Origin of the sequence: Pseudomonas sp. R38(2017), from assembly GCF_002112395.1 — a bacterium.
GTDB lineage: Bacteria > Pseudomonadota > Gammaproteobacteria > Pseudomonadales > Pseudomonadaceae > Aquipseudomonas.
In genome coordinates this window covers 131,528-150,350 of sequence record NZ_NEHN01000010.1, presented here as the reverse complement: position 1 = coordinate 150,350, position 18,823 = coordinate 131,528, and the positions used below count along the sequence as shown (strand labels likewise).

Annotated in this window: 19 protein-coding genes; 14 read left to right on the top strand and 5 right to left on the bottom strand. The window is 60.3% G+C overall.

Going from position 1 to position 18,823, the window contains the following annotated elements:
* Positions 1-135 precede the first annotated feature (135 nt).
* From CAF87_RS23975 to CAF87_RS23925, 11 genes are all read left to right on the top strand, one after another.
* Positions 136-462 (top strand): hypothetical protein, encoded by a 327-nt coding sequence (locus CAF87_RS23975; RefSeq protein ID WP_007952780.1) that lies wholly within the window; start codon positions 136-138, stop codon positions 460-462.
* A gap of 381 nt (positions 463-843) precedes the next feature.
* The gene (locus tag CAF87_RS23970; protein WP_085733368.1) at positions 844-1,656 is read left to right on the top strand and encodes an energy transducer TonB; all 813 of its coding nucleotides are present in this window, start codon (positions 844-846) and stop codon (positions 1,654-1,656) included.
* A 45-nt stretch (positions 1,657-1,701) separates the two neighbouring features.
* Positions 1,702-2,427 (top strand): MotA/TolQ/ExbB proton channel family protein, encoded by a 726-nt coding sequence (locus tag CAF87_RS23965; protein WP_085733367.1) that lies wholly within the window; start codon positions 1,702-1,704, stop codon positions 2,425-2,427.
* 1 nt (position 2,428) lies between these two features.
* Positions 2,429-2,830: a biopolymer transporter ExbD gene (locus tag CAF87_RS23960; protein ID WP_003220570.1), complete on the top strand. Its 402-nt coding sequence runs from the start codon at positions 2,429-2,431 to the stop codon at positions 2,828-2,830.
* 168 nt (positions 2,831-2,998) lie between these two features.
* Positions 2,999-3,580 (top strand): alpha/beta hydrolase, encoded by a 582-nt coding sequence (locus CAF87_RS23955; protein ID WP_085733366.1) that lies wholly within the window; start codon positions 2,999-3,001, stop codon positions 3,578-3,580.
* Between the two features lie 56 nt (positions 3,581-3,636).
* Positions 3,637-4,569, top strand: a complete 933-nt coding sequence (locus CAF87_RS23950; RefSeq protein ID WP_085733365.1) for a sigma 54-interacting transcriptional regulator — start codon at positions 3,637-3,639, stop codon at positions 4,567-4,569.
* 164 nt (positions 4,570-4,733) lie between these two features.
* Entirely contained in the window at positions 4,734-5,531 is a 798-nt protein-coding gene (locus tag CAF87_RS23945; RefSeq protein ID WP_085733364.1) for a MetQ/NlpA family ABC transporter substrate-binding protein, read from the top strand.
* Between the two features lie 472 nt (positions 5,532-6,003).
* Complete coding sequence (locus tag CAF87_RS23940) at positions 6,004-6,669, top strand: amino acid ABC transporter permease (protein WP_007918712.1); 666 nt, start codon at positions 6,004-6,006, stop codon at positions 6,667-6,669.
* Complete coding sequence (locus CAF87_RS23935; RefSeq protein WP_085733363.1) at positions 6,650-7,309, top strand: amino acid ABC transporter permease; 660 nt, start codon at positions 6,650-6,652, stop codon at positions 7,307-7,309. Before CAF87_RS23940 ends, CAF87_RS23935 begins: the two co-directional genes overlap by 20 nt.
* Entirely contained in the window at positions 7,306-8,103 is a 798-nt protein-coding gene (locus CAF87_RS23930) for an amino acid ABC transporter ATP-binding protein (RefSeq protein ID WP_085733362.1), read from the top strand. The genes CAF87_RS23935 and CAF87_RS23930 overlap by 4 nt, the downstream gene beginning before the upstream one ends.
* Positions 8,100-8,978: a transporter substrate-binding domain-containing protein gene (locus CAF87_RS23925; protein WP_085733361.1), complete on the top strand. Its 879-nt coding sequence runs from the start codon at positions 8,100-8,102 to the stop codon at positions 8,976-8,978. The genes CAF87_RS23930 and CAF87_RS23925 overlap by 4 nt, the downstream gene beginning before the upstream one ends.
* Positions 8,979-9,024: 46 nt before the next feature.
* Here CAF87_RS23925 and CAF87_RS23920 read toward each other — a convergent pair whose 3' ends face one another.
* Positions 9,025-10,185, bottom strand: a complete 1,161-nt coding sequence (locus tag CAF87_RS23920) for an AAA family ATPase (RefSeq protein WP_085733360.1) — start codon at positions 10,183-10,185, stop codon at positions 9,025-9,027.
* Between the two features lie 144 nt (positions 10,186-10,329).
* Here CAF87_RS23920 and CAF87_RS23915 point away from each other — a divergent pair, with 144 nt between their 5' ends.
* From CAF87_RS23915 to CAF87_RS23905, 3 genes are read left to right on the top strand one after another with little or no spacing between them, the layout of a single operon-like run.
* A complete protein-coding gene (locus CAF87_RS23915; RefSeq protein ID WP_085733359.1) occupies positions 10,330-11,433 on the top strand; it encodes an efflux RND transporter periplasmic adaptor subunit in 1,104 nt (367 codons plus the stop codon).
* On the top strand, positions 11,430-12,494 hold the full coding sequence (locus CAF87_RS23910; protein WP_085733358.1) for an efflux RND transporter periplasmic adaptor subunit: 1,065 nt from the start codon (positions 11,430-11,432) through the stop codon (positions 12,492-12,494). Before CAF87_RS23915 ends, CAF87_RS23910 begins: the two co-directional genes overlap by 4 nt.
* Positions 12,491-15,538: an efflux RND transporter permease subunit gene (locus CAF87_RS23905; RefSeq protein WP_085733357.1), complete on the top strand. Its 3,048-nt coding sequence runs from the start codon at positions 12,491-12,493 to the stop codon at positions 15,536-15,538. Before CAF87_RS23910 ends, CAF87_RS23905 begins: the two co-directional genes overlap by 4 nt.
* A gap of 33 nt (positions 15,539-15,571) precedes the next feature.
* Here the strand turns inward: CAF87_RS23905 and CAF87_RS23900 are convergent, their stop codons facing one another.
* From CAF87_RS23900 to CAF87_RS23885, 4 genes are read right to left on the bottom strand one after another with little or no spacing between them, the layout of a single operon-like run.
* Positions 15,572-16,198, bottom strand: a complete 627-nt coding sequence (locus CAF87_RS23900) for a bifunctional 2-polyprenyl-6-hydroxyphenol methylase/3-demethylubiquinol 3-O-methyltransferase UbiG (RefSeq protein ID WP_085733356.1) — start codon at positions 16,196-16,198, stop codon at positions 15,572-15,574.
* Between the two features lie 48 nt (positions 16,199-16,246).
* Positions 16,247-16,891, bottom strand: a complete 645-nt coding sequence (locus tag CAF87_RS23895) for a methionine ABC transporter permease (protein ID WP_085733355.1) — start codon at positions 16,889-16,891, stop codon at positions 16,247-16,249.
* Positions 16,881-18,005 carry a methionine ABC transporter ATP-binding protein gene (locus CAF87_RS23890; RefSeq protein WP_085733354.1) on the bottom strand — a complete coding sequence of 375 codons (1,125 nt, stop codon included), beginning with the start codon at positions 18,003-18,005 and terminating at the stop codon, positions 16,881-16,883. Before CAF87_RS23890 ends, CAF87_RS23895 begins: the two co-directional genes overlap by 11 nt.
* Before the next feature lie 2 nt (positions 18,006-18,007).
* Positions 18,008-18,817: a MetQ/NlpA family ABC transporter substrate-binding protein gene (locus tag CAF87_RS23885; RefSeq protein WP_007952748.1), complete on the bottom strand. Its 810-nt coding sequence runs from the start codon at positions 18,815-18,817 to the stop codon at positions 18,008-18,010.
* Positions 18,818-18,823: the final 6 nt, after the last annotated feature.

The window sequence follows — 18,823 nt, the reverse complement described above, 5'->3', positions numbered from 1 at the left end:
AGTACATATAGCAATATCGTTGAAAAGTCGCGTGGACAATAAATGAATGTCCAACCATCCTGAGTGTCGTGAGTTTCCAGGAGGAAACTTGCTCTCATCGGAAGACACTTATCCAACGATAAAGGAAATCTCGTTATGTCGAGCATTAATGGCAACTATGTAAACGCTAACGCTGGCGCCAAACTGACGATTACCGATGGCAACGACTCCAACGGCACCTTCAGCGGAAAGTTCAGCCAGAACGGCGTGAACTACGACATCGCGTACGGTCATTACCACTTCCAGAACAGCACCGGGCAGCCTACGATCATTACTTTCGCGGCTCTGAATGACGGCACTGGCTATCAGTCCTGGACCCTGTTCTCGCCGGATCACAACTACTCGAAAGTTCGCGCGGTGGGTTCGCGCACAAACTTTGACGGTGATGTAGTCGGTCTGGCCGGAGAGTTTGTGAAGCAATAAGAAATTCTGCAAGTCGAAGGCCGATGCATTAAAAATGCATCGGCCTTTTTATTTGTCTCTTGAAAAAATTCGTCAACTATCACCTTGGAATTAGTTGTCACTGAATCCCGGGTCATCGATAACCCGATGCCTTGGATGAATACTTTTTATGCCGGGAATGCATGCCGATTCTGGCGCAACGCTGGAAGCCTTGCGGGCCGTGGCTTTGGTGGAAATGACCGTTTTATATATTCCATAAACGTCTATTCATAACATGAAAGATTACTTTCGGAGATAAGCCTTAAGACCCAATGATTGACCCATCGATCACGCCGTGGGGGATTCAACAAGCGGCGAATCGGCTACGCGAAAAAACGCAAAGAGACCGCAGGGAGTAAATCAATGGGCAATGTCCAGACCGCCGCCAGTGCACAGGAGGTGCTGTGGCGCCAGGCGCCGAGCGGCGAGTTGGTCGATCTCGGCCGGCCCCATCGTGTGCCGTTGGGGCAGCTGCGCTTGCAGCGTGCACCCAAGGGCATTCTGAGCCGCCGCGAAACGATTCTGCTCGGCGTTCTGGCGCTGGTGGTGCATGGCGCGGTGATCTACTGGATCAACCAGCATCCGACGCCGGCACTGCCGATCGTGCCGCCGGAAATTCCACCGATGACCATCGAATTTTCGCGCCCGGCACCCCCGGCGCCGCCTGTGGTTGTACCGCCGCCACCGGCACCTGTGGTCGAGCCACCACCGCCGGTGGAAGACGAACTGGCAACCAAGCCGCCACCAAAACCGAAGCCGGTTCCCAAGCCGAAACCGGTCGCCAAACCGGTACCGAAGCCGGCGCCCAAAGCCATTGAGCAGCCACCGGCTCCGCCACAACCGGCCGCTCCGGTCGCCGCGCCTGCGCCACCTGCACCGCCGGCGCCTGCTCCGGTGACACCGGCCTCGGCCAATGCCGCGTACCTGAAGAACCCGGCGCCGGAATATCCGTCACTGGCCCAGCGTCGCGGTTGGGAAGGCACGGTGTTGCTGCGGGTGCACGTGCTGGCCAGCGGCAAACCGGGCGAGATCCAGATTCAGAAAAGCAGTGGCCGGCAACAGCTCGACGACGCGGCGCTGGACGCCGTGAAGCGCTGGAGCTTCGTGCCGGCCAAGCAGGGTGATGTCGCCCAGGACGGCTGGGTCAGCGTGCCCATCGATTTCAAGATTCACTAAACCGAAACCAAATTCGCGCGAAATGTTTACACGAGGGAACACATCATGACGTTACTGGCATCTCCACTGGAATCCATCGAAAGCGCGGTGATCTGGCTGCTGGTGGTCTTCTCTGTCGTCACCTGGGGCCTGGCATTGCTCAAGGCTGTGCAGTTCGGCCGGTTGAAGGCGCAGGATCGCAAATTTCACAAGCGCTTCTGGGCGGCGTCGAGTCTGGACTCCGCCGCCGAGTTGAGCGAAACCCAACCCGGCGCGGCAGCGCGGGTGGCACAGGCCGGTTATGCGGCGATTCAAGTGGGCGAAGCGCCGCAGGCCAATGACCTGAGCCAGGCGATCAACCATCAGGACCGCCTCGAACGCGCCTTGCGCCAGCAGATCGTCCGCGAGCGTCGTTCGCTGGAGACCGGTCTGGCGGTGGTCGCGAGTATTGGCAGCACCTCGCCGTTCATTGGCCTGTTCGGCACGGTGTGGGGAATCATGGAAGCGTTGAAAGGCATCAGCGCGGCGGGCTCGGCGAGCCTGGAAACGGTTGCCGGCCCGATCGGTGCGGCACTGGTCGCCACCGGCGTGGGGATCGCGGTCGCCGTGCCGGCGGTGCTGGTTTACAACTACTTTTTGCGTCGTCTGAAACTGACGGCGGCGGACCTGGACGACTTTGCCCACGACTTCTACAGCCTGGCGCAAAAGAGTTCGTTCCGCGTGTTGATCCACCCGACCGCGCACAAGGCTGCGGCCCAGGGCAACGCAACAAAAGTGAAGGAGGCGTCCTGATATGGCCTTCTCCACGCAAGACAGCGACGAGGTGTTGAGCGAGATCAATGTGACACCGCTGGTTGATGTGATGCTGGTGTTGCTGGTGGTGTTCATTGTTACTGCGCCGCTGCTGACCAACGCGATACCGATCAACCTGCCGAAGACCGAGGCGGTGGCGCCGGTCGAGCAGAAGGACCCGTTGGTGGTGAGCATCGACGGTGCAGGAAAACTGTTTATCAACAAGGACGAAATCCAGCCGGATCTGCTGGAGTTCAACCTCAAGTCGGCCAAGGCCAAGGACCCGGAAGTGCGCGTGCAGTTGCAGGCGGACGACGGGGTGAATTACGGCGAAGTGGCGCGAGCCATGGCTTCGATTGAGCGGGCGGGCATCACGAAACTGTCGGTGATCACTGCACGATAAGGGTTTCACGTTTTTCCGGGGCCGTCTCCTTGGCAGGGTGCGGCCCCTTTTTTGTCTGAAACTAGATATTCTTTTCAGGTCTTAATAAATAGCTTCTTATTCCTTAACGAATATAAATCCCGTCCCTATACTCGATCAGGAACAGACACGACGCAGGAGAGCTCCCCCATGCGCAACGAATCAATCCGCTATCTGATTGTGCCGGGCTGGCAAGGATCGCCAGAAGATCATTGGCAAAGCCATTGGCAGAATAGCCTGCCCAACAGCGCGCGGGTGGAGCAGGCCGACTGGCTGACGCCGCGTCGTGAAGACTGGGTCGCGGCGCTGGCCGAGGCGATTGCCGCCGACAGCTCGCCGGTGATTCTCATCGCTCACAGCCTGGGCTGCATCACCGTGGCGCACTGGGCGGCCACCGCACCGTTGCAGCACCTGCGTCAGGTACGCGGTGCGCTGCTGGTCGCGCCGGCGGATGTGGAGCGTCCGGCCTGTGTGCCGGCGCTGCGCAACTTTGCACCGATTCCGACCGACCTGCTGCCGTTCCCGAGCCAGGTCGTCAGTTCCGACAATGACGCTGCCGTCAGCGCGCCGCGCGCGCTGGAACTGGCGCGCAACTGGGGCGCCGAGGCAGGGATTCTCGCGGGCGCCGGCCACATCAATGTGAAGTCCGGGCATCAACGCTGGGAGCAGGGATTCGCGTATCTGTATCGCCTGCAAAACCGCATGGAACACCACGCCCGGCGTCGTGCCTGACCAATTTTGTTTTTTCAACGCCCCCGTCTCCCGGCGATTTGGGGCGGGAGTCTGCCATGAGTTTCGAAACCTTCGGCCAGCCGTTGCTGACCTTTCCCGATGCGGAAAAAAGTCCCCTGAGCATTCGCGCCAAGGCGCTGGTGTTCGTTGATCCACGCTCGCGCCAGTTGCGTGAAGAAATGGCCCAGCTCGCACCGCGCTCGACGTCGGTGCTGATTCGCGGCGAGACCGGCACCGGCAAGGAACTGCTTGCCCGCCATATCCACCGCGCCAGTGATCGCAGCGGATTGTTCGTCTCGGTCAACTGCGGGGCGATCAGCCCGACTTACGCCGATGCCGAATTGTTTGGCTACGCCGCCGGCAGCTACAGCGGCTCGGCCAGCAGCCGCGCCGGCTGGTTCGGTTCGGCCAACGGCGGCACCTTGTACCTGGACGAGATCGGTGACCTGCCGCTGCCGATCCAGATCAAGTTGCTCGCCGCGCTGGAAAACCACGAAGTCACCCGCGTCGGTGCCCATCAACCGAGCCCTGTGGATGTGCGGCTGGTGGCGGCGACCAGTATCGATCTGGGGCAGGCGGTGGCGGCGGGGAAATTTCACGAACGGCTCTATCACTATCTCGGCGAGGGACACCTGGAGCTGCCAGCATTGCGCGAGCGGGTGGGCGACATTCTGTCGTTGGCCGAGTACTTCCTCGGCATTTACAGCCAGCGCCTGGATCTTCCTGTGCCGCTGATCAGCGAAGCGGCGCAGCAGGTTCTGGAACAACACAGCTGGCCGGGCAATACCCGGGAGCTGGAAAACGTCATTCATTTTGCGCTGCTGGTGAGCACCGGCGACGAAATCCTGCCGGAGCACCTGAACCTGCACGAGGTGTCTGGACCGCTGGTTCAGATCGAACGTCAGGTGGCGAGCCTCAGCCTCAACGGCACTGCCGATGAACGTAAGGCATTGAAAGAATTGCTGTTGAACCTGAGCGAAGCGTTGTAACCATTTTGTTCAATATGAACAAAATGGAATATGAAGCTGAATAAACGTTATTGTCCGGGAATAAAAAATCCCGGTATTGTCCGCTTCACGTCAGCAGTAGCACATCGCTGGCACTCGTATTAACGCCGTCGTCGATGACGACCGATTTTCGATAAGGACACTGCATGAAAAAGGTTCTGTTGTTTTCCGCATTGGCGGCTGCTCTGACTGCTTCCCTGGCCCAGGCCGGCGAGAAACTGGTAGTCGCGGCCACCCCTGTACCGCACGCCGAGATCCTCGAACTGATCAAGCCGACCCTCGCCAAAGAAGGCGTGGATCTGGAAGTCAAAGTCTTCACCGATTACGTGCAGCCGAACGTGCAGGTTGGCGAGAAGCGGCTGGACGCCAACTACTTCCAGACCAAGCCTTACCTGGACAGCTTCAACGCCGGTAAATACAAGGATGACAAGGCCAAGTACCTGGTGACCGTGCAGGGTGTTCACGTTGAACCGTTCGGTGGCTACTCCAGCAAGTACAAGACCCTGGCCGAACTGCCTGATGGCGCAACCATCGCTATCCCTAACGAAGGCAGCAACAGCGGCCGCGCACTGATCCTGCTGCAGAAGGCTGGTCTGATCGAACTGAAAGATCCGAAAAACGCTCTGGCCACGCCGAAAGACATCGCCAAGAACCCGCACAACTTCAAGTTCAAGGAACTGGAGTCGGCCTTGCTGCCGCGTGTTCTGAAAGAAGTCGACCTGGACATGATCAACACCAACTACGCGCTGGAAGCCAAGCTGAATCCGACCAAGGACGCTCTGGTGATCGAAGGCGCGGATTCGCCTTATGTGAACTTCCTGGTGGCCCGTGAGGACAACAAGAACAGCGACGCCATCAAGAAACTGGCCGCTGCCTTGACCAGCCCGGAAGTCAAAGCGTTCATCGAGAAGAAGTACAACGGCGCGGTACTCCCGGCGTTCTGACCTGACGCGACAACAACTCCCTTCAAGGTTGAAAAAAACGCCGATGACCAGCGATGGTCATCGGCGTTTTTGTGTATGCGGGTGAGGGGGTCTAAAGCTCAGGCTATCCCGGCTTTCAACGCCCGGCGCAACGCCACCAACAATTTCACGATTTCCTGCGGATCCAGTCGCTGCGGCACTTTTACGTCCATGTTCTCTTCCTTGTTATGGGGTCGGCCGGGGGAGTCTGGCCAAAAGCTGTTCGTCCTTGGAGGGCTTTTATGCAAAAAAGATCCGTCCTACAGCGCTGGGGACAATAGCCTTCCTCCTTCTTCCCGGCAAACCCGTCGATTAGTTTTTTGCGTGATATCAATATGCTTTAACGGTATTTAAATTCTTCTTTTTATGCCTTTAAAGTCGGTGCCTGCAGGACAGCTACCCGCTGTCCATGGACTGCACCACCGTCGCTTACCGAGCGACGTCAGGATGTTTCATGACCTTCGATTACGCATTTATCCTCAGCACCCTGCCGGCGTTTTTAAAAGCCGTGGGCGTGACGCTGCAGGTCGGTTTGATCGCCATCGGCACCTCGCTGCTGGTAGCGCTGCTGAACGCGACGATTCTGGTGTTTCGCACGCCTTACCTGCAAAAACTGGTCGGACTGTATGTCGAGTTGGCGCGCAACACGCCACTGCTGATCCAGCTGTTCTTCGTCTACTTCGCGTTGCCAGCCCTGGGGATCAAGGTTTCCGGATTCACCGCCGCGATCATCACCATGACGTTCCTCGGCGGCGCCTACCTCACCGAAGTGCTGCGCGCCGGCGTCGATGCGGTGCCTCAGGCGCAGCTTGAGTCTGGCCGTTCCATCGGCCTGTCCCATGGGCAGTTGCTGCGTTACGTGATCCTGCCGCAAGCGGGAATACTCAGCCTGCCGTCGCTGTTCGCCAATTTCATTTTCCTGCTCAAGGAGACCACCGTGGTCTCGGCCGTGGCGGTGCCGGAGATTCTCTACACCACCAAAAGCTACATCGCGCTTTACTACAAAACCTACGAAATGCTCGCCGTGCTGACGCTGATCTGCGTGCTGTTGTTCCTGCCACTGTCGCTGCTGTTGAGCCGTCTGGAAAGGAGGCTCCAGCATGGCCAGTTCGGGTCTTGAACTGCTCTGGGTGTCGTTGCCGCAATTGGCCAAAGGCGCCGGGCAAACCCTGTCGATCTCGTTCCTGAGCATTGCCATCAGCACCGTCGGCGGCGTGCTCTACGGCGTACTTCGCACGCTCAACGTGAAGTGGCTGAACGCGCTGCTGCGAATTTATCTGGAGCTGTTCCGGGCGATCCCGGTGCTGGTCTGGTTGTACCTGCTGTTTTTCGGCCTGCCGATTTTCTTCGGCCTGAGCCTGCCGAGCTTCTGGTGCGCGGTGCTGGTGCTGTCGCTGTGGGGCGCAAGCGAGGTCGGCGAAGTGGCGCGCGGTGCACTGCATTCGTTGCCGCGCGGGCAGCGTGAAGCGGGGCTGTCGATCGGTCTGAATGCGACGCAGCTCTACGGCTACGTGCTGTTGCCTCAGGCGCTGAAACGCATGACGCCACCGACCATCAACGTCTACACGCGGATCATCAAGACCAGTTCGCTGGCGGTGCTGATCGGCGTGGTGGATGTGATCAAGGTCGGTCAGCAGATCATCGAGCGCACCTACGAATCGGTGCTGATCTACGGCGCGCTGTTTCTGTTTTTCTTTTTCATCTGCTATCCGCTGTCGGCCGCTTCGCGCGTGCTGGAGCGGCGCTGGACGCAAGCATGAATGCATTGATCGAGTTTCAGGGTTTCAACAAATTCTTTGGCGAACAGCAGGTGCTCAAGGGCATCGACCTGCAAGTGAAGTCCGGCGAAGTCATCGTCATCCTCGGCCCCAGCGGCTGCGGAAAAAGCACCCTGCTGCGTTGCCTCAACGGTCTGGAAGTTGCCCACGGCGGCAGTCTGAAATTCGCCGGCCGCGAGCTGCTGGACAAGGCCACCGACTGGCGTGAAGTGCGTCAGCAGATCGGCATGGTGTTCCAGAGTTATCACTTGTTCCCGCACATGAGCGTGCTCGATAACTTGCTGCTCGGCCCACTCAAGGTGCAGAAACGCGAACGCCGCGAAGCCCGGCAGCAAGCCGAAGCATTGCTCGAACGCGTCGGCCTGGCGGACAAGCGCGATGCCTTCCCGCGCCAGCTCTCCGGTGGCCAGCAGCAACGCATCGCCATCGTCCGCTCGTTGTGCATGAACCCGCGAGTCATGCTCTTCGACGAAGTCACCGCCGCCCTTGATCCGGAGATGGTCAAGGAAGTGCTGGAGGTGATTCAGGGCCTGGCCCGCGAAGGCATGACCCTGTTGATCGTCACTCACGAAATGGCCTTCGCCCGCGCGGTGGCCGATCGTATCGTGTTCATGGATGGCGGGCGCATCCTTGAACAGAACCCGCCCGAGCTTTTCTTTACGAACCCGCAAACCGCACGCGCGCAGCAGTTCCTGGAGAAGTTCTCCTACGTCGAAGCACTGACTTCAACGACTTCGCCCACAACGTCTCAAACCAAGGAACTGGAACTGCCATGAAAACTGCCAAAGCCCTATTCGCACTCCCGCTGATCAGCCTTGCGCTGCTGGCCGGCTGCAACAAGACCGAAGAACCGGCCAAGCCGAAAGTCGCCAGCGAAAGCACCGCGCCGGCCGGTTATCTGGACAAGATCAAGGCCCGCGACAAACTGATCGTCGGCGTGTTCACCGATAAACCGCCGTTCGGTTTCGTCAATGAAGCAGGACGCTATGTCGGCTTCGATACCGACATCGGCCGCCAGTTTGCCAAGGATCTGCTGGGCGATGAAAACAAGGTCGAGTTCGTGGCCGTGGAACCGGCGAGTCGCATTCCGTTCCTGCAAAGCGACAAGGTCGACCTGATCCTCGCCAACATGACCGTGACCCCGGAGCGCAAGGAAGCGGTGGAATTCACCAATCCGAATCTCAAGGTCGCGGTACAGGCGCTGGTGCCGCAGGGCAGCGACGTGAAGAAGCTGGATGACCTGGCGACCCGCACCACCATCGTCACCACCGGCACCACCGCCGATATCTGGCTGACCAAGAACCACCCGGACTGGAAACTGCTGAAGTTCGAGAAGAACTCCGAGTCCCTGCAAGCCTTGGCCAACGGCCGTGGCGATGCCTACGCCCAGGACAACCTGGTGTTGTTCAGCTGGGCCAAGCAGAACCCGGGCTACCGCGTGCTGGATGAAAAACTTGGCGCCGAAGCCCCGATTGCTCCGGCGGTGAAGAAGGGCAACATTGAATTGCGCGACTGGGTGAATGCGGAGCTGGCCAAGCTTGGGGAAGAGAAATATCTGCTCAAGCTGTATGACCAATATGTGCGTAAAGAGCTGAGCGATGACACCAAGCCTGAGAGCGTGATTGTCGAAGGCGGGAAATGGCAGGGCTGAACCGATGCTCGTTCCCGCGCATGCGTGGGAACGATCGATCAACAAGCTAATCCGGCCAGTTCCACGCCGGCTCATCCAGAACCCTCTGCCCGACGATCCCGGTCTGGCCGAGGGTTTTTTCCAGCACGATGCAATTGCATTCCTCATCTTCCTGTAACGCCGAAATCAATCGCCGTGCGTGTGAAACCACCCACACCTGACATTCCTGCGATGCGCGAATGATCAACCGCGCCAGCGCCGGCAACAGATCCGGATGCAGACTGGTTTCCGGTTCGTTCAATACCATCAGCGACGGCGGACGTGGCGTCAGTAGCGCTGCGACCAGCAGCAGATAACGCAGCGTGCCGTCCGACAACTCAGCCGCCGACAATGGCCGCAACAATCCTTCCTGAAAAAACTCGATGGCAAAGCGTCCGCCGGCCAGCGGTGCGATGTTCAACCGTGCGCCAGGAAACGCGTCGCTGATCGCAGTCTGCAGCGCCTCGGGATCGCCGATTTCGCGGATGGTCTGCAAGGCTGCCGCCAGATCGCGGCCGTCGTGATGCAGCACCGGCGTGCGTGTGCCGAGTTGTGGCTGGCGCACCGGGGCGTCGGCGTCGCTGCGAAAGTGATCGTAGAAGCGCCAACGGCGGATGAACTCGCGCATCTGAAACACTTCCGGCGAGGTGCGCAGGCTGCCGACTTGATCGAACAGGCTGTCGAAGTTCGGCGTGTGCTGCGCCAACACGTCCCAGCCGCGACCGTCACGGGTGCGGATCATTGGCCCGTCGCGATCCACCAGCAGACTGGCCGGGCGATAGAGTGGCCCCGCCCAGATGCATTCCTTTTTGATTTCCGGGTCGAGGGAAAAGAACGAAAGGGTCGGCTCGGGCAATCCCAGGGCAATCGAATAACTGAAATCCTCTCCGGCAAACCCCAGCCGCAGACGTTTCACACCCTGGCGGACTGTCGATTGAATCGGCACTTCGCCATTGCGCATGCGCCGGCTGATGGTTTCCGGCCCGGCCCAGAACGTCGAGTCCAGCCCGCCCTCACGGGCCAGCGCATTGACCACGCCGCCCTGAGCGGTTTCCGCCAGCAGTCGCAGCGCCCGGTAAAGGTTGGACTTGCCACTGCCGTTGGGGCCGGTGATCAGGTTTAGCCTTCCCAGCGGGATCACCAATTTATTGATCGAGCGGTAATTGGCTACCGCGAGGGTCTTGAGCATGAAAGTCCTTCCTGGATGCCCTGAAATCCGGGTCAGGATACCCGTTGCACAGAATTGCATAGATCGCCCGGACGAAGGTTGAACCCTGTTCTAAGCTCACAGTCGTATCGTCACTTGCACGTTCGTACACAGGAAGGAGTCTGCATGGCGAGTCCCGGATTGAAAACAGCGGTCATGCTGAGCCTGCTTGCTTTGCTCGCGGCCTGCAGCGAAAAGAAGCCGCCCCAGGAATACCTGCCACGGGTCTTTGTGCAAGAGGTCAAACCCGCGGACTTCGCGGCATCCGTGACCCTCACCGGCGATGTTCAGGCCAGGGTGCAGACCGAATTGTCGTTCCGGGTCGGCGGCAAGATTATCCAGCGCATGGTCGATGTCGGTGACCGTGTCTCGGCCAAGCAAGTGCTGGCCAAACTTGATCCCAAAGATTTGCAGACCAACGTCGACTCCGCTCAGGCCCAGGTGTTGGCCGAGCAGGCGCGGGTCAAACAGAGCGCCGCCGCGTTCGTCCGCCAGCAGAAACTGTTGCCCAAGGGTTACACCAGCCAGAGCGAATACGATTCCGCGCAGGCCGCATTGCGCAGCAGCCAGAGTGCCTTGAGCGCGGCCCAGGCACAGTTGGCCAACGCCAAGGATCAACTCAGTTACACCGCGCTGATCGCCGATGCGCCAGGCATCATCACTGAGCGTCAGGCCGAAGTCGGCCAGGTGGTTCAGGCCACCGCGCCGATTTTCACGCTGGCCCGGGACGGCGACCGCGACGCGGTGTTCAATGTTTACGAATCGCTGCTGGCCGAGCGCCCGGCCGAACGTTCGATTGTCGTCAGTCTGCTCGATAACCCACAGATCAAAACCACCGGCACCGTGCGTGAAATCACCCCGGCGGTGTCGGCGCAGTCCGGTACGGTGCAGGTCAAAGTCACCCTCGACAGCCTGCCGCAAGGTATGCAGCTCGGTTCGGTAGTCAGCGCTACCGCCAAGGGCAGCGGTAAATCGGCGGTGGAATTGCCGTGGTCGGCCCTGACCAAAAACATCAGTGAACCCGCTGTGTGGATGGTGGACGACAAGGGCGAGGCGCAACTGCACAACGTCACTGTCGGCCGTTACCTGACCGGTCACGTGATCATCAGCGCCGGGCTTATGGGCGGAGAGAAAGTGATCATTGCCGGCGGGCAACTGCTGCATCCGGGCATGAAAGTCGAGATCGCCGAGAACACCTACAAGGAACTGCAACCGGGAGCACAGCCATGAAGCCTTTGTGGGTGATGTCCATCGGGCTGCTGCTGGTTGCCTGTTCCAAGAGCGAGCCACCGCCCGAACCGGTGCGGCCGGTGTTGTCGATCAAGGTCGAAGCACTGAACGAAGAAAACCTCGGTCGTTTCGCCGGCAGCATTCAGGCGCGCTATGAGAGCAACACCGGTTTCCGTGTTGGCGGGCGTATTGCCAGTCGTAACGTCGATGTCGGCGCCGAGGTGGAGAAGGGTACTTTGCTCGCCACCCTCGACCCGTCTGACCAGCAGAACCAGTTACGTTCGGCTCAGGGCGATCTGGCGAAAGTCGAGGCGCAACTGATCAACGCCCAGGCCAACGCCCGGCGTCAGCAGGCGCTATTTGATCGCGGGGTCGGCGCTCAGGCGCAACTGGACATCGCCACCACCGATTTGAAAACCACCCAGGCATCCCTCGACCAGGCGCGGGCGGCGGTCAACCAGAGCAAGGATCAGCTCGGCTACACCGAACTGCGCTCCGACCACAAAGCCGTGGTCACCGCGTGGAACGCCGAGGCCGGACAAGTAGTGACGGCCGGTCAACAAGTGGTGACGCTGGCGCAACCGGACATCAAGGAAGCGGTGATCGATCTGCCGGACACGCTGGTCGACCAGATCCCCAGCGATGTGGTGTTTCTGGTGGCCGCGCAACTCGATCCGAGCATCAACACCACCGCCGTCATCCGTGAAATCGAACCGCAGGCGCAAAGCGCCACCCGCACCCGTCGTGCTCGGTTAACCCTGGCCAGCACACCACCTGGATTCCGCCTCGGTACGGCAATCAGCGTGACCCTCAGTTCAGCTATCAAGCCGCGAATCGAATTGCCCGCGACAGCCCTGCAAGAAGCCGACGGCAAAACCCGGATCTGGGTGATCGACCCGCAAAGCAAAACCGTCGCCCCCCGTGACGTCAGCGTGACCAGCCGTACCGACAGCACCGTGATACTGGCCGGCGGGGTCAAGTCCGGCGAGCGTGTGGTAAGCGCCGGCGTCAACAGTCTCAAGCCAGGGCAAGCCGTGAAACTCGACGAGGACAGTCAATGAAAGGGTCTTTCAATCTCTCCGAATGGGCCCTCAAGCATCAGTCGTTCGTCTGGTACCTGATGTTCGTTGCATTGCTGATGGGCGTGTTTTCCTACTTCAATCTGGGACGTGAAGAAGACCCGTCGTTCACCATCAAGACTATGGTGATCCAGACCAAATGGCCGGGCGCAACCCAGGAAGAAACCCTCAAGCAGGTCACCGACCGTATCGAGAAAAAACTCGAAGAACTCGACTCCCTCGATTACGTGAAAAGCTATACGCGCCCCGGCGAGTCAACGGTCTACGTGTACCTGCGCGACACCACCAGCGCCAAGGACATCCCGGAAATCTGGTATCAGGTGCGCAAGAAGATCAACGATATTCGCGGCCAGTTTCCCCAGGGAATTCAGGGGCCGGGATTCAACGATGAGTTCGGTGACGTGTTCGGCTCGGTCTACGCGTTCACCGCCGACGGCCTGACGATGCGGCAACTGCGCGATTATGTGGAGCAGGCGCGGGCCGAGATTCGCAACGTGCCGGGGCTGGGCAAGATCGAGATGGTCGGCCAGCAGGATGAAGTGATCTATCTGAACTTCTCGACCCGCAAACTCGCGGCGCTGGGCATCGATCAGCGTCAGGTGGTGCAGAGCCTGCAATCGCAGAACGCGGTGACTCCGGCCGGGGTGATCGAGGCCGGACCGGAGCGGATTTCGGTGAGGACCTCCGGGCAGTTTGCCTCGGAAAAGGACCTCGCTGAGGTCAATCTCAAACTCAATGACCGTTTCTATCGTCTGGCCGATATCGCTGAAATCAGCCGTGGGTATGTCGACCCGGCGTCACCGGAGTTCCGCTTCGACGGCAAACCCGCCATCGGCCTGGCGATTGCCATGCAGAAGGGCGGCAACGTCCAGGCATTCGGTAAAGCCCTGCACGCACGTATCGACCAACTCACCGCCGACCTGCCGGTAGGCGTCGGCGTACATACCGTCTCCGATCAGGCAGTGGTGGTGGAAGAGGCCGTCGGCGGTTTCACCAGTGCGCTGTTCGAAGCCGTAGTCATCGTGCTGGTGGTGAGTTTCATCAGCCTCGGCGTGCGCGCCGGGCTGGTGGTGGCATGTTCGATTCCGCTGGTGCTGGCGATGGTGTTCGTGTTCATGGAATACAGCGGCATCACCATGCAGCGGATTTCTCTCGGTGCCTTGATCATCGCCCTGGGTCTGTTGGTGGACGACGCGATGATCACCGTGGAGATGATGGTCACGCGCCTGGAGATGGGCGAGACCAAGGAGCAGGCGGCGACGTTTGCCTACACCTCCACGGCGTTTCCGATGCTCACCGGTACGCTGGTGACCGTGGCCGGTTTCGTGCCGATCGGTCTGAACGCCAGTTCGGCGGGTGAGTACACCTTCACCCTGTTTGCGGTGATCGCGGTGGCGATGCTGGTGTCATGGATCGTCGCGGTGCTGTTCGCCCCGGTGATCGGCGTGCACATTCTCAGCACCGATGTGAAGCCCCACGAAGCCGAGCCGGGGCGCATCGGGCGAGCCTTCAATCACGGTTTGTTGTGGTCGATGCGCAACCGCTGGTGGTGCATCGGCATCACCGTGCTGTGCTTCGTGCTGGCGGTGTTCTGCATGCGCTTTGTGCAGAATCAGTTCTTCCCGTCTTCAGATCGCCCGGAAATCCTGGTCGACCTCAACCTGCCGCAAAACGCCTCGATCGATGAAACCCGCAAGGCGGTCGACAAGCTTGAAGCCACGCTCAAGGGCGACCCGGACATCGTGCGCTGGAGCACTTACATCGGTCAGGGTGCGATCCGTTTCTACCTGCCACTCGACCAGCAATTGCAGAACCCGTACTACGCGCAACTGGTGATCGTCAGCAAAGACTTCAAGGCCCGCGAAGCCTTGAGCCAGCGCCTGCGTGATCGCCTGCGCAAGGATTTTGTCGGTATCGGCAGTTATGTGCAGGCGCTGGAAATGGGCCCGCCGGTCGGTCGGCCGATCCAGTATCGAGTCAGTGGCAAAGACATTGACCAGGTGCGCAAGCACGCCATCGGTCTGGCCACCGAACTGGACAAGAGTCCGCACATCGGCGAGATCATTTACGACTGGAACGAACCCGGAAAAGTCCTGCGTATCGATATCGCCCAGGACAAGGCGCGCCAGCTCGGACTGTCTTCGGAGGATGTGGCCAACCTGATGAACAGCATTGTCAGTGGCTCGCCGCTGACCCAGGTCGATGACGATATCTACCTGGTCAATGTGGTCGGGCGGGCGGTGGATTCCGAACGTGGTACACCGGAAACCCTGCAGAACCTGCAGATCGTTACGCCCAACGGCACTTCGATTCCGCTACTGGCCTTCGCAACCGTGCGTTATGAACTGGAGCAGCCGCTGGTGTGGCGTCGCGACCGTTTGCCGACCATCACCATCAAGGCTTCGGTGCGCGATGAAATTCAGCCGACCGATCTGGTGAAAGTCCTCAAGCCGACCATCGATGACTTCGCCGCCAAACTGCCGGTGGGCTACAAGGTCGCCACCGGCGGTACGGTCGAGGAAAGCGGCAAGGCCCAGGGGCCGATTGCCAAGGTGTTGCCGCTGATGCTGTTCCTGATGGCGACTTTCCTGATGATCCAGCTGCACAGCGTACAGAAGCTGTTCCTGGTGGCCAGCGTCGCGCCGCTGGGGCTGATCGGCGTGGTGCTGGCGTTGGTGCCGACCGGTACGCCGATGGGCTTCGTGGCGATCCTCGGGATTCTGGCGCTGATCGGCATCATCATCCGCAACTCGGTGATCCTCGTGACGCAGATCGAGGAGTTCGAGCACAAGGGCTACTCGCCCTGGGATGCGGTGGTGGAGGCGACCGAGCACCGACGTCGGCCGATCCTGCTCACCGCAGCGGCGGCGAGCATGGGCATGATCCCGATTGCCCGGGAAGTGTTCTGGGGGCCGATGGCCTACGCGATGATCGGCGGGATTGTGGTGGCGACACTGCTGACGCTGCTGTTCCTGCCAGCGCTGTATGTGGCCTGGTACAAGATTCGCGAGCCGAAGAAAAACTAGATCAAAAGCTCCCTCACTCTTGGGTGAGGGGAGTCAGATCTTGCGCCAGACACTCGCCAGCCACGGCTGCTGCTCCCGCGGCAGCCCCGCAGGCCGGTAGTAATGCTCAAGTTCCACGAATCCAGCAGCAGTCAGTAACCCGCGCCAGGCTTCCAGATCGTGGTACGAGCCATAACGCGGCCCGTTCCAGCCTTCACGGTTGTCCCCGCGTGGATTGGAACTGAACAGCACGCCACCCGGCTTGAGTGTCCCGCGTAACTGCTGCAGAACCCGTGGCAATTCCTGCAACGGCACATGAAACAGCACCGCGTTGGCGAAGATCCCGTCGAAGCGTTCTGCCGGCAGATCCAGCTTCAGGAAGTCCTGGCACCACACCTCACAGCCACTGTCCTCCCGAGCCATCTGCGCGAATTTTTCTGCACCGTCGAGGCCGACGGCGATGTGACCCAGCCGTGTGAAGGTCTGCAAGTCCCGGCCCGGCCCGCAGCCGAAGTCGAGAATGGAAAACGGCGCTTCAGCCTGAATATGCCGCAGCAGGGCGTCGATGTTCTGACTGACATCATGGTCGCGGGTGCCTTCACGAAAATCCTCAGCCACCGCGTTGTAGTGGCCGAGGGTAGTGGAGGTGATCTGTTCCAGATCGGTTGGGGTCTGTTTCATGGTCGCACTGCGCTGGCAAAGGATGTTGCCGACTATACGCCATGCAATTCAGCGCTTGTTCAACCCTCGCGCCAGACGGTCGCCGCCCAGTTGAATCACCGCCACCAGCGCCACCAGGAGCACGATCACGGTCAGCATGATCTGGCTGTCGAAGCGCTGATAGCCGTAGCGATAGGCAATGTCGCCCAGACCGCCGGCGCCAATCGCTCCGGCCATCGCCGATGAGTTGATCATCGTCACCAGCGTAATGGTGAACCCGCCAACGATGCCCGGCAGCGCTTCGGGCAACAACACGTGCCAGACGATATGCCAGCGCCGGCAGCCCATGGCTTGCGCGGCTTCGATCAAGCCGTGGTCGACTTCGCGCAGGCTCACTTCGGCGATCCGCGCAAAGAACGGTGTGGCTGCGATGGTCAGCGGCACCACCGCTGCCCAGACACCGTAGGTGGTGCCGACGATCAGCCGGGTGAACGGAATCAGCGCGACCATCAGGATCAGAAACGGAATCGAGCGAAACAGGTTCACGAACGCACCCAGCGCGCGATTCAGCACCGGGGCTTCGTAGATACCACCCTTGTCGCTGGTGACCAGAATCACCGCCATCGGAATCCCCGTCAGCAGCGCTATCAGCGATGACACGCCGACCATCAGAAACGTGTCGATGAAACCCTGCAGCAAGCGATCAAACCACATATCCCAACACCTCCGTGCGTTGTGCCCACTGGCCGGCACGCTGACGCAATTCCTCGGCGTTCAGTTTCGAGCCTGCCACCGCCAGCAACAGTTGCCCGAGCGCGTGGCCCTGAATCCGTTCCACGCCGCCCTGGAGCAATTTCACCCGGCCACCGAGGTCAGCGAACAGTGCGGCAAGATCCGGCTCGTCCTGCTGGCTGCCGGTGAACTGCAAACGCAGCACCACGGACGCGTCGGATGACGACGGTTGCGCCTGCAAACGGCTTTGCAACTCTTCGGGCAAGGCGTGTTGCAGCGGTGCGAGCAAGGTCTGGCTGACCTCGTGTTGCGGGTTGCCGAACACTTCCCAGACCGGGCCCTGCTCGACGATGCGACCATGTTCCAGCACGACGACGCGGTCGCAGATCTCGCGGATCACGACCATCTCATGAGTGATCAGCACGATGGTCAGGCCCAGGCGTTTGTTGATCTCGCGCAGCAGACCGAGGATCGACTGGGTGGTTTCCGGATCCAGCGCCGAAGTGGCTTCGTCACACAGCAGAATGTCCGGGTCGTGCACCAGCGCGCGGGCAATGCCGACACGCTGTTTCTGCCCGCCGGACAATTGCGCCGGATAGGCCTTGTGCTTGGCCTGCAGGCCCACCAGTTCCAGCAGTTCGCGAACCTTTTTCTCCCGCTGTTCCTTCGGAACACCGGCGACTTTCAGCGGCAGTTCGACGTTCTGCCACACCGTTTTTGCCGACATCAGATTGAAGTGCTGGAAGATCATGCCGATCCGCCGGCGCAGGGCGACGAGGCGATCCTCGTCGTACTCGCCGATGTCCACCTGATCGATCAGCACCCGGCCCGAGGTCGGTTGTTCGAGGCGATTGATGGTGCGGATCAGCGACGACTTGCCGGCGCCGCTGCGGCCGATGATGCCGAACACTTCACCGCGCTGGATCGCCAGGTCGATGCCCTGCAGGGCTGCGACCGGGCCTTGTTTGCCGTCGTAGGTTTTACCGAGCCCGATGAAGCGCACGTGGGCGCGGTTCAGTTCGGGATGCAGTTCAGTGCGTTCCGCAAGCGCGGGTGGCTCTGGAAGATCCAGTCGCCGTTGAATGGCCGCGGTCATCCTCAGCTTTCCCAACCGGCCTGGTACAGCTTGCCGTGGGCTTTATCCAGCGCGGCGCGTACGGCCGGCGAATGCTGGTAGATGTCGACGAACTTGATCAGGCGCGGGTCGGTTTTGCTCTTCGGCTGGATCACGAACTGGATCACGTATTCCTTGTGATCGAGGCCGTCGAACAGCAGCGCAGAGCCGGCATCGAACGTCTTCGCCAGACGGATGTAGGCCGGGTAGCCCTGGACCAGATCGGCATCGTCATAAGCGCGTACCAGTTGCACGGCCTCGACTTGCAGGATCTTGATCTTTTTCGGGTTGGCGACGATGTCGTCCTCGGTGGCCTTGTAGCCGACGCCCGGTTTGAGGGTGATCAGACCGGCCTTGGCGAGCAGTTGCAGACCGCGTCCGCTGTTGATCGGGTCATTGGCGATGGCGACGCTGGCGCCTTCCGGCAGCTCGTCGAAGCTTTTGTATTTCTTCGAGTACAGGCCGACGTTGTTGATGATCCCCGGGGCGAACGGCACCAGGTCGAAACCGGAGGCGGCCTTGGCATTTTCCAGGAACGGGATGTGCTGGAAGTAGTTCACGTCGATGTCACCGGCAGCGAGGCTGACGTTAGGGGCGATCCAGTCAGTGAACTCCACCAGTTCGACTTTCAGGCCTTGCTTGGAGGCCTCTTCGACGGCGGCTTCCAGCGGAATCGCGAAGGCTGCGGTGGTGCCGATTTTCAACGGCGCGTCGGCGGCGAAAACCGCCGAGCTGAACAGGCCGAAGGCCAGGGCCAGTGCTTTGACTGGGTGGGACAGGAGCTTCTTGGTCATGGTGGT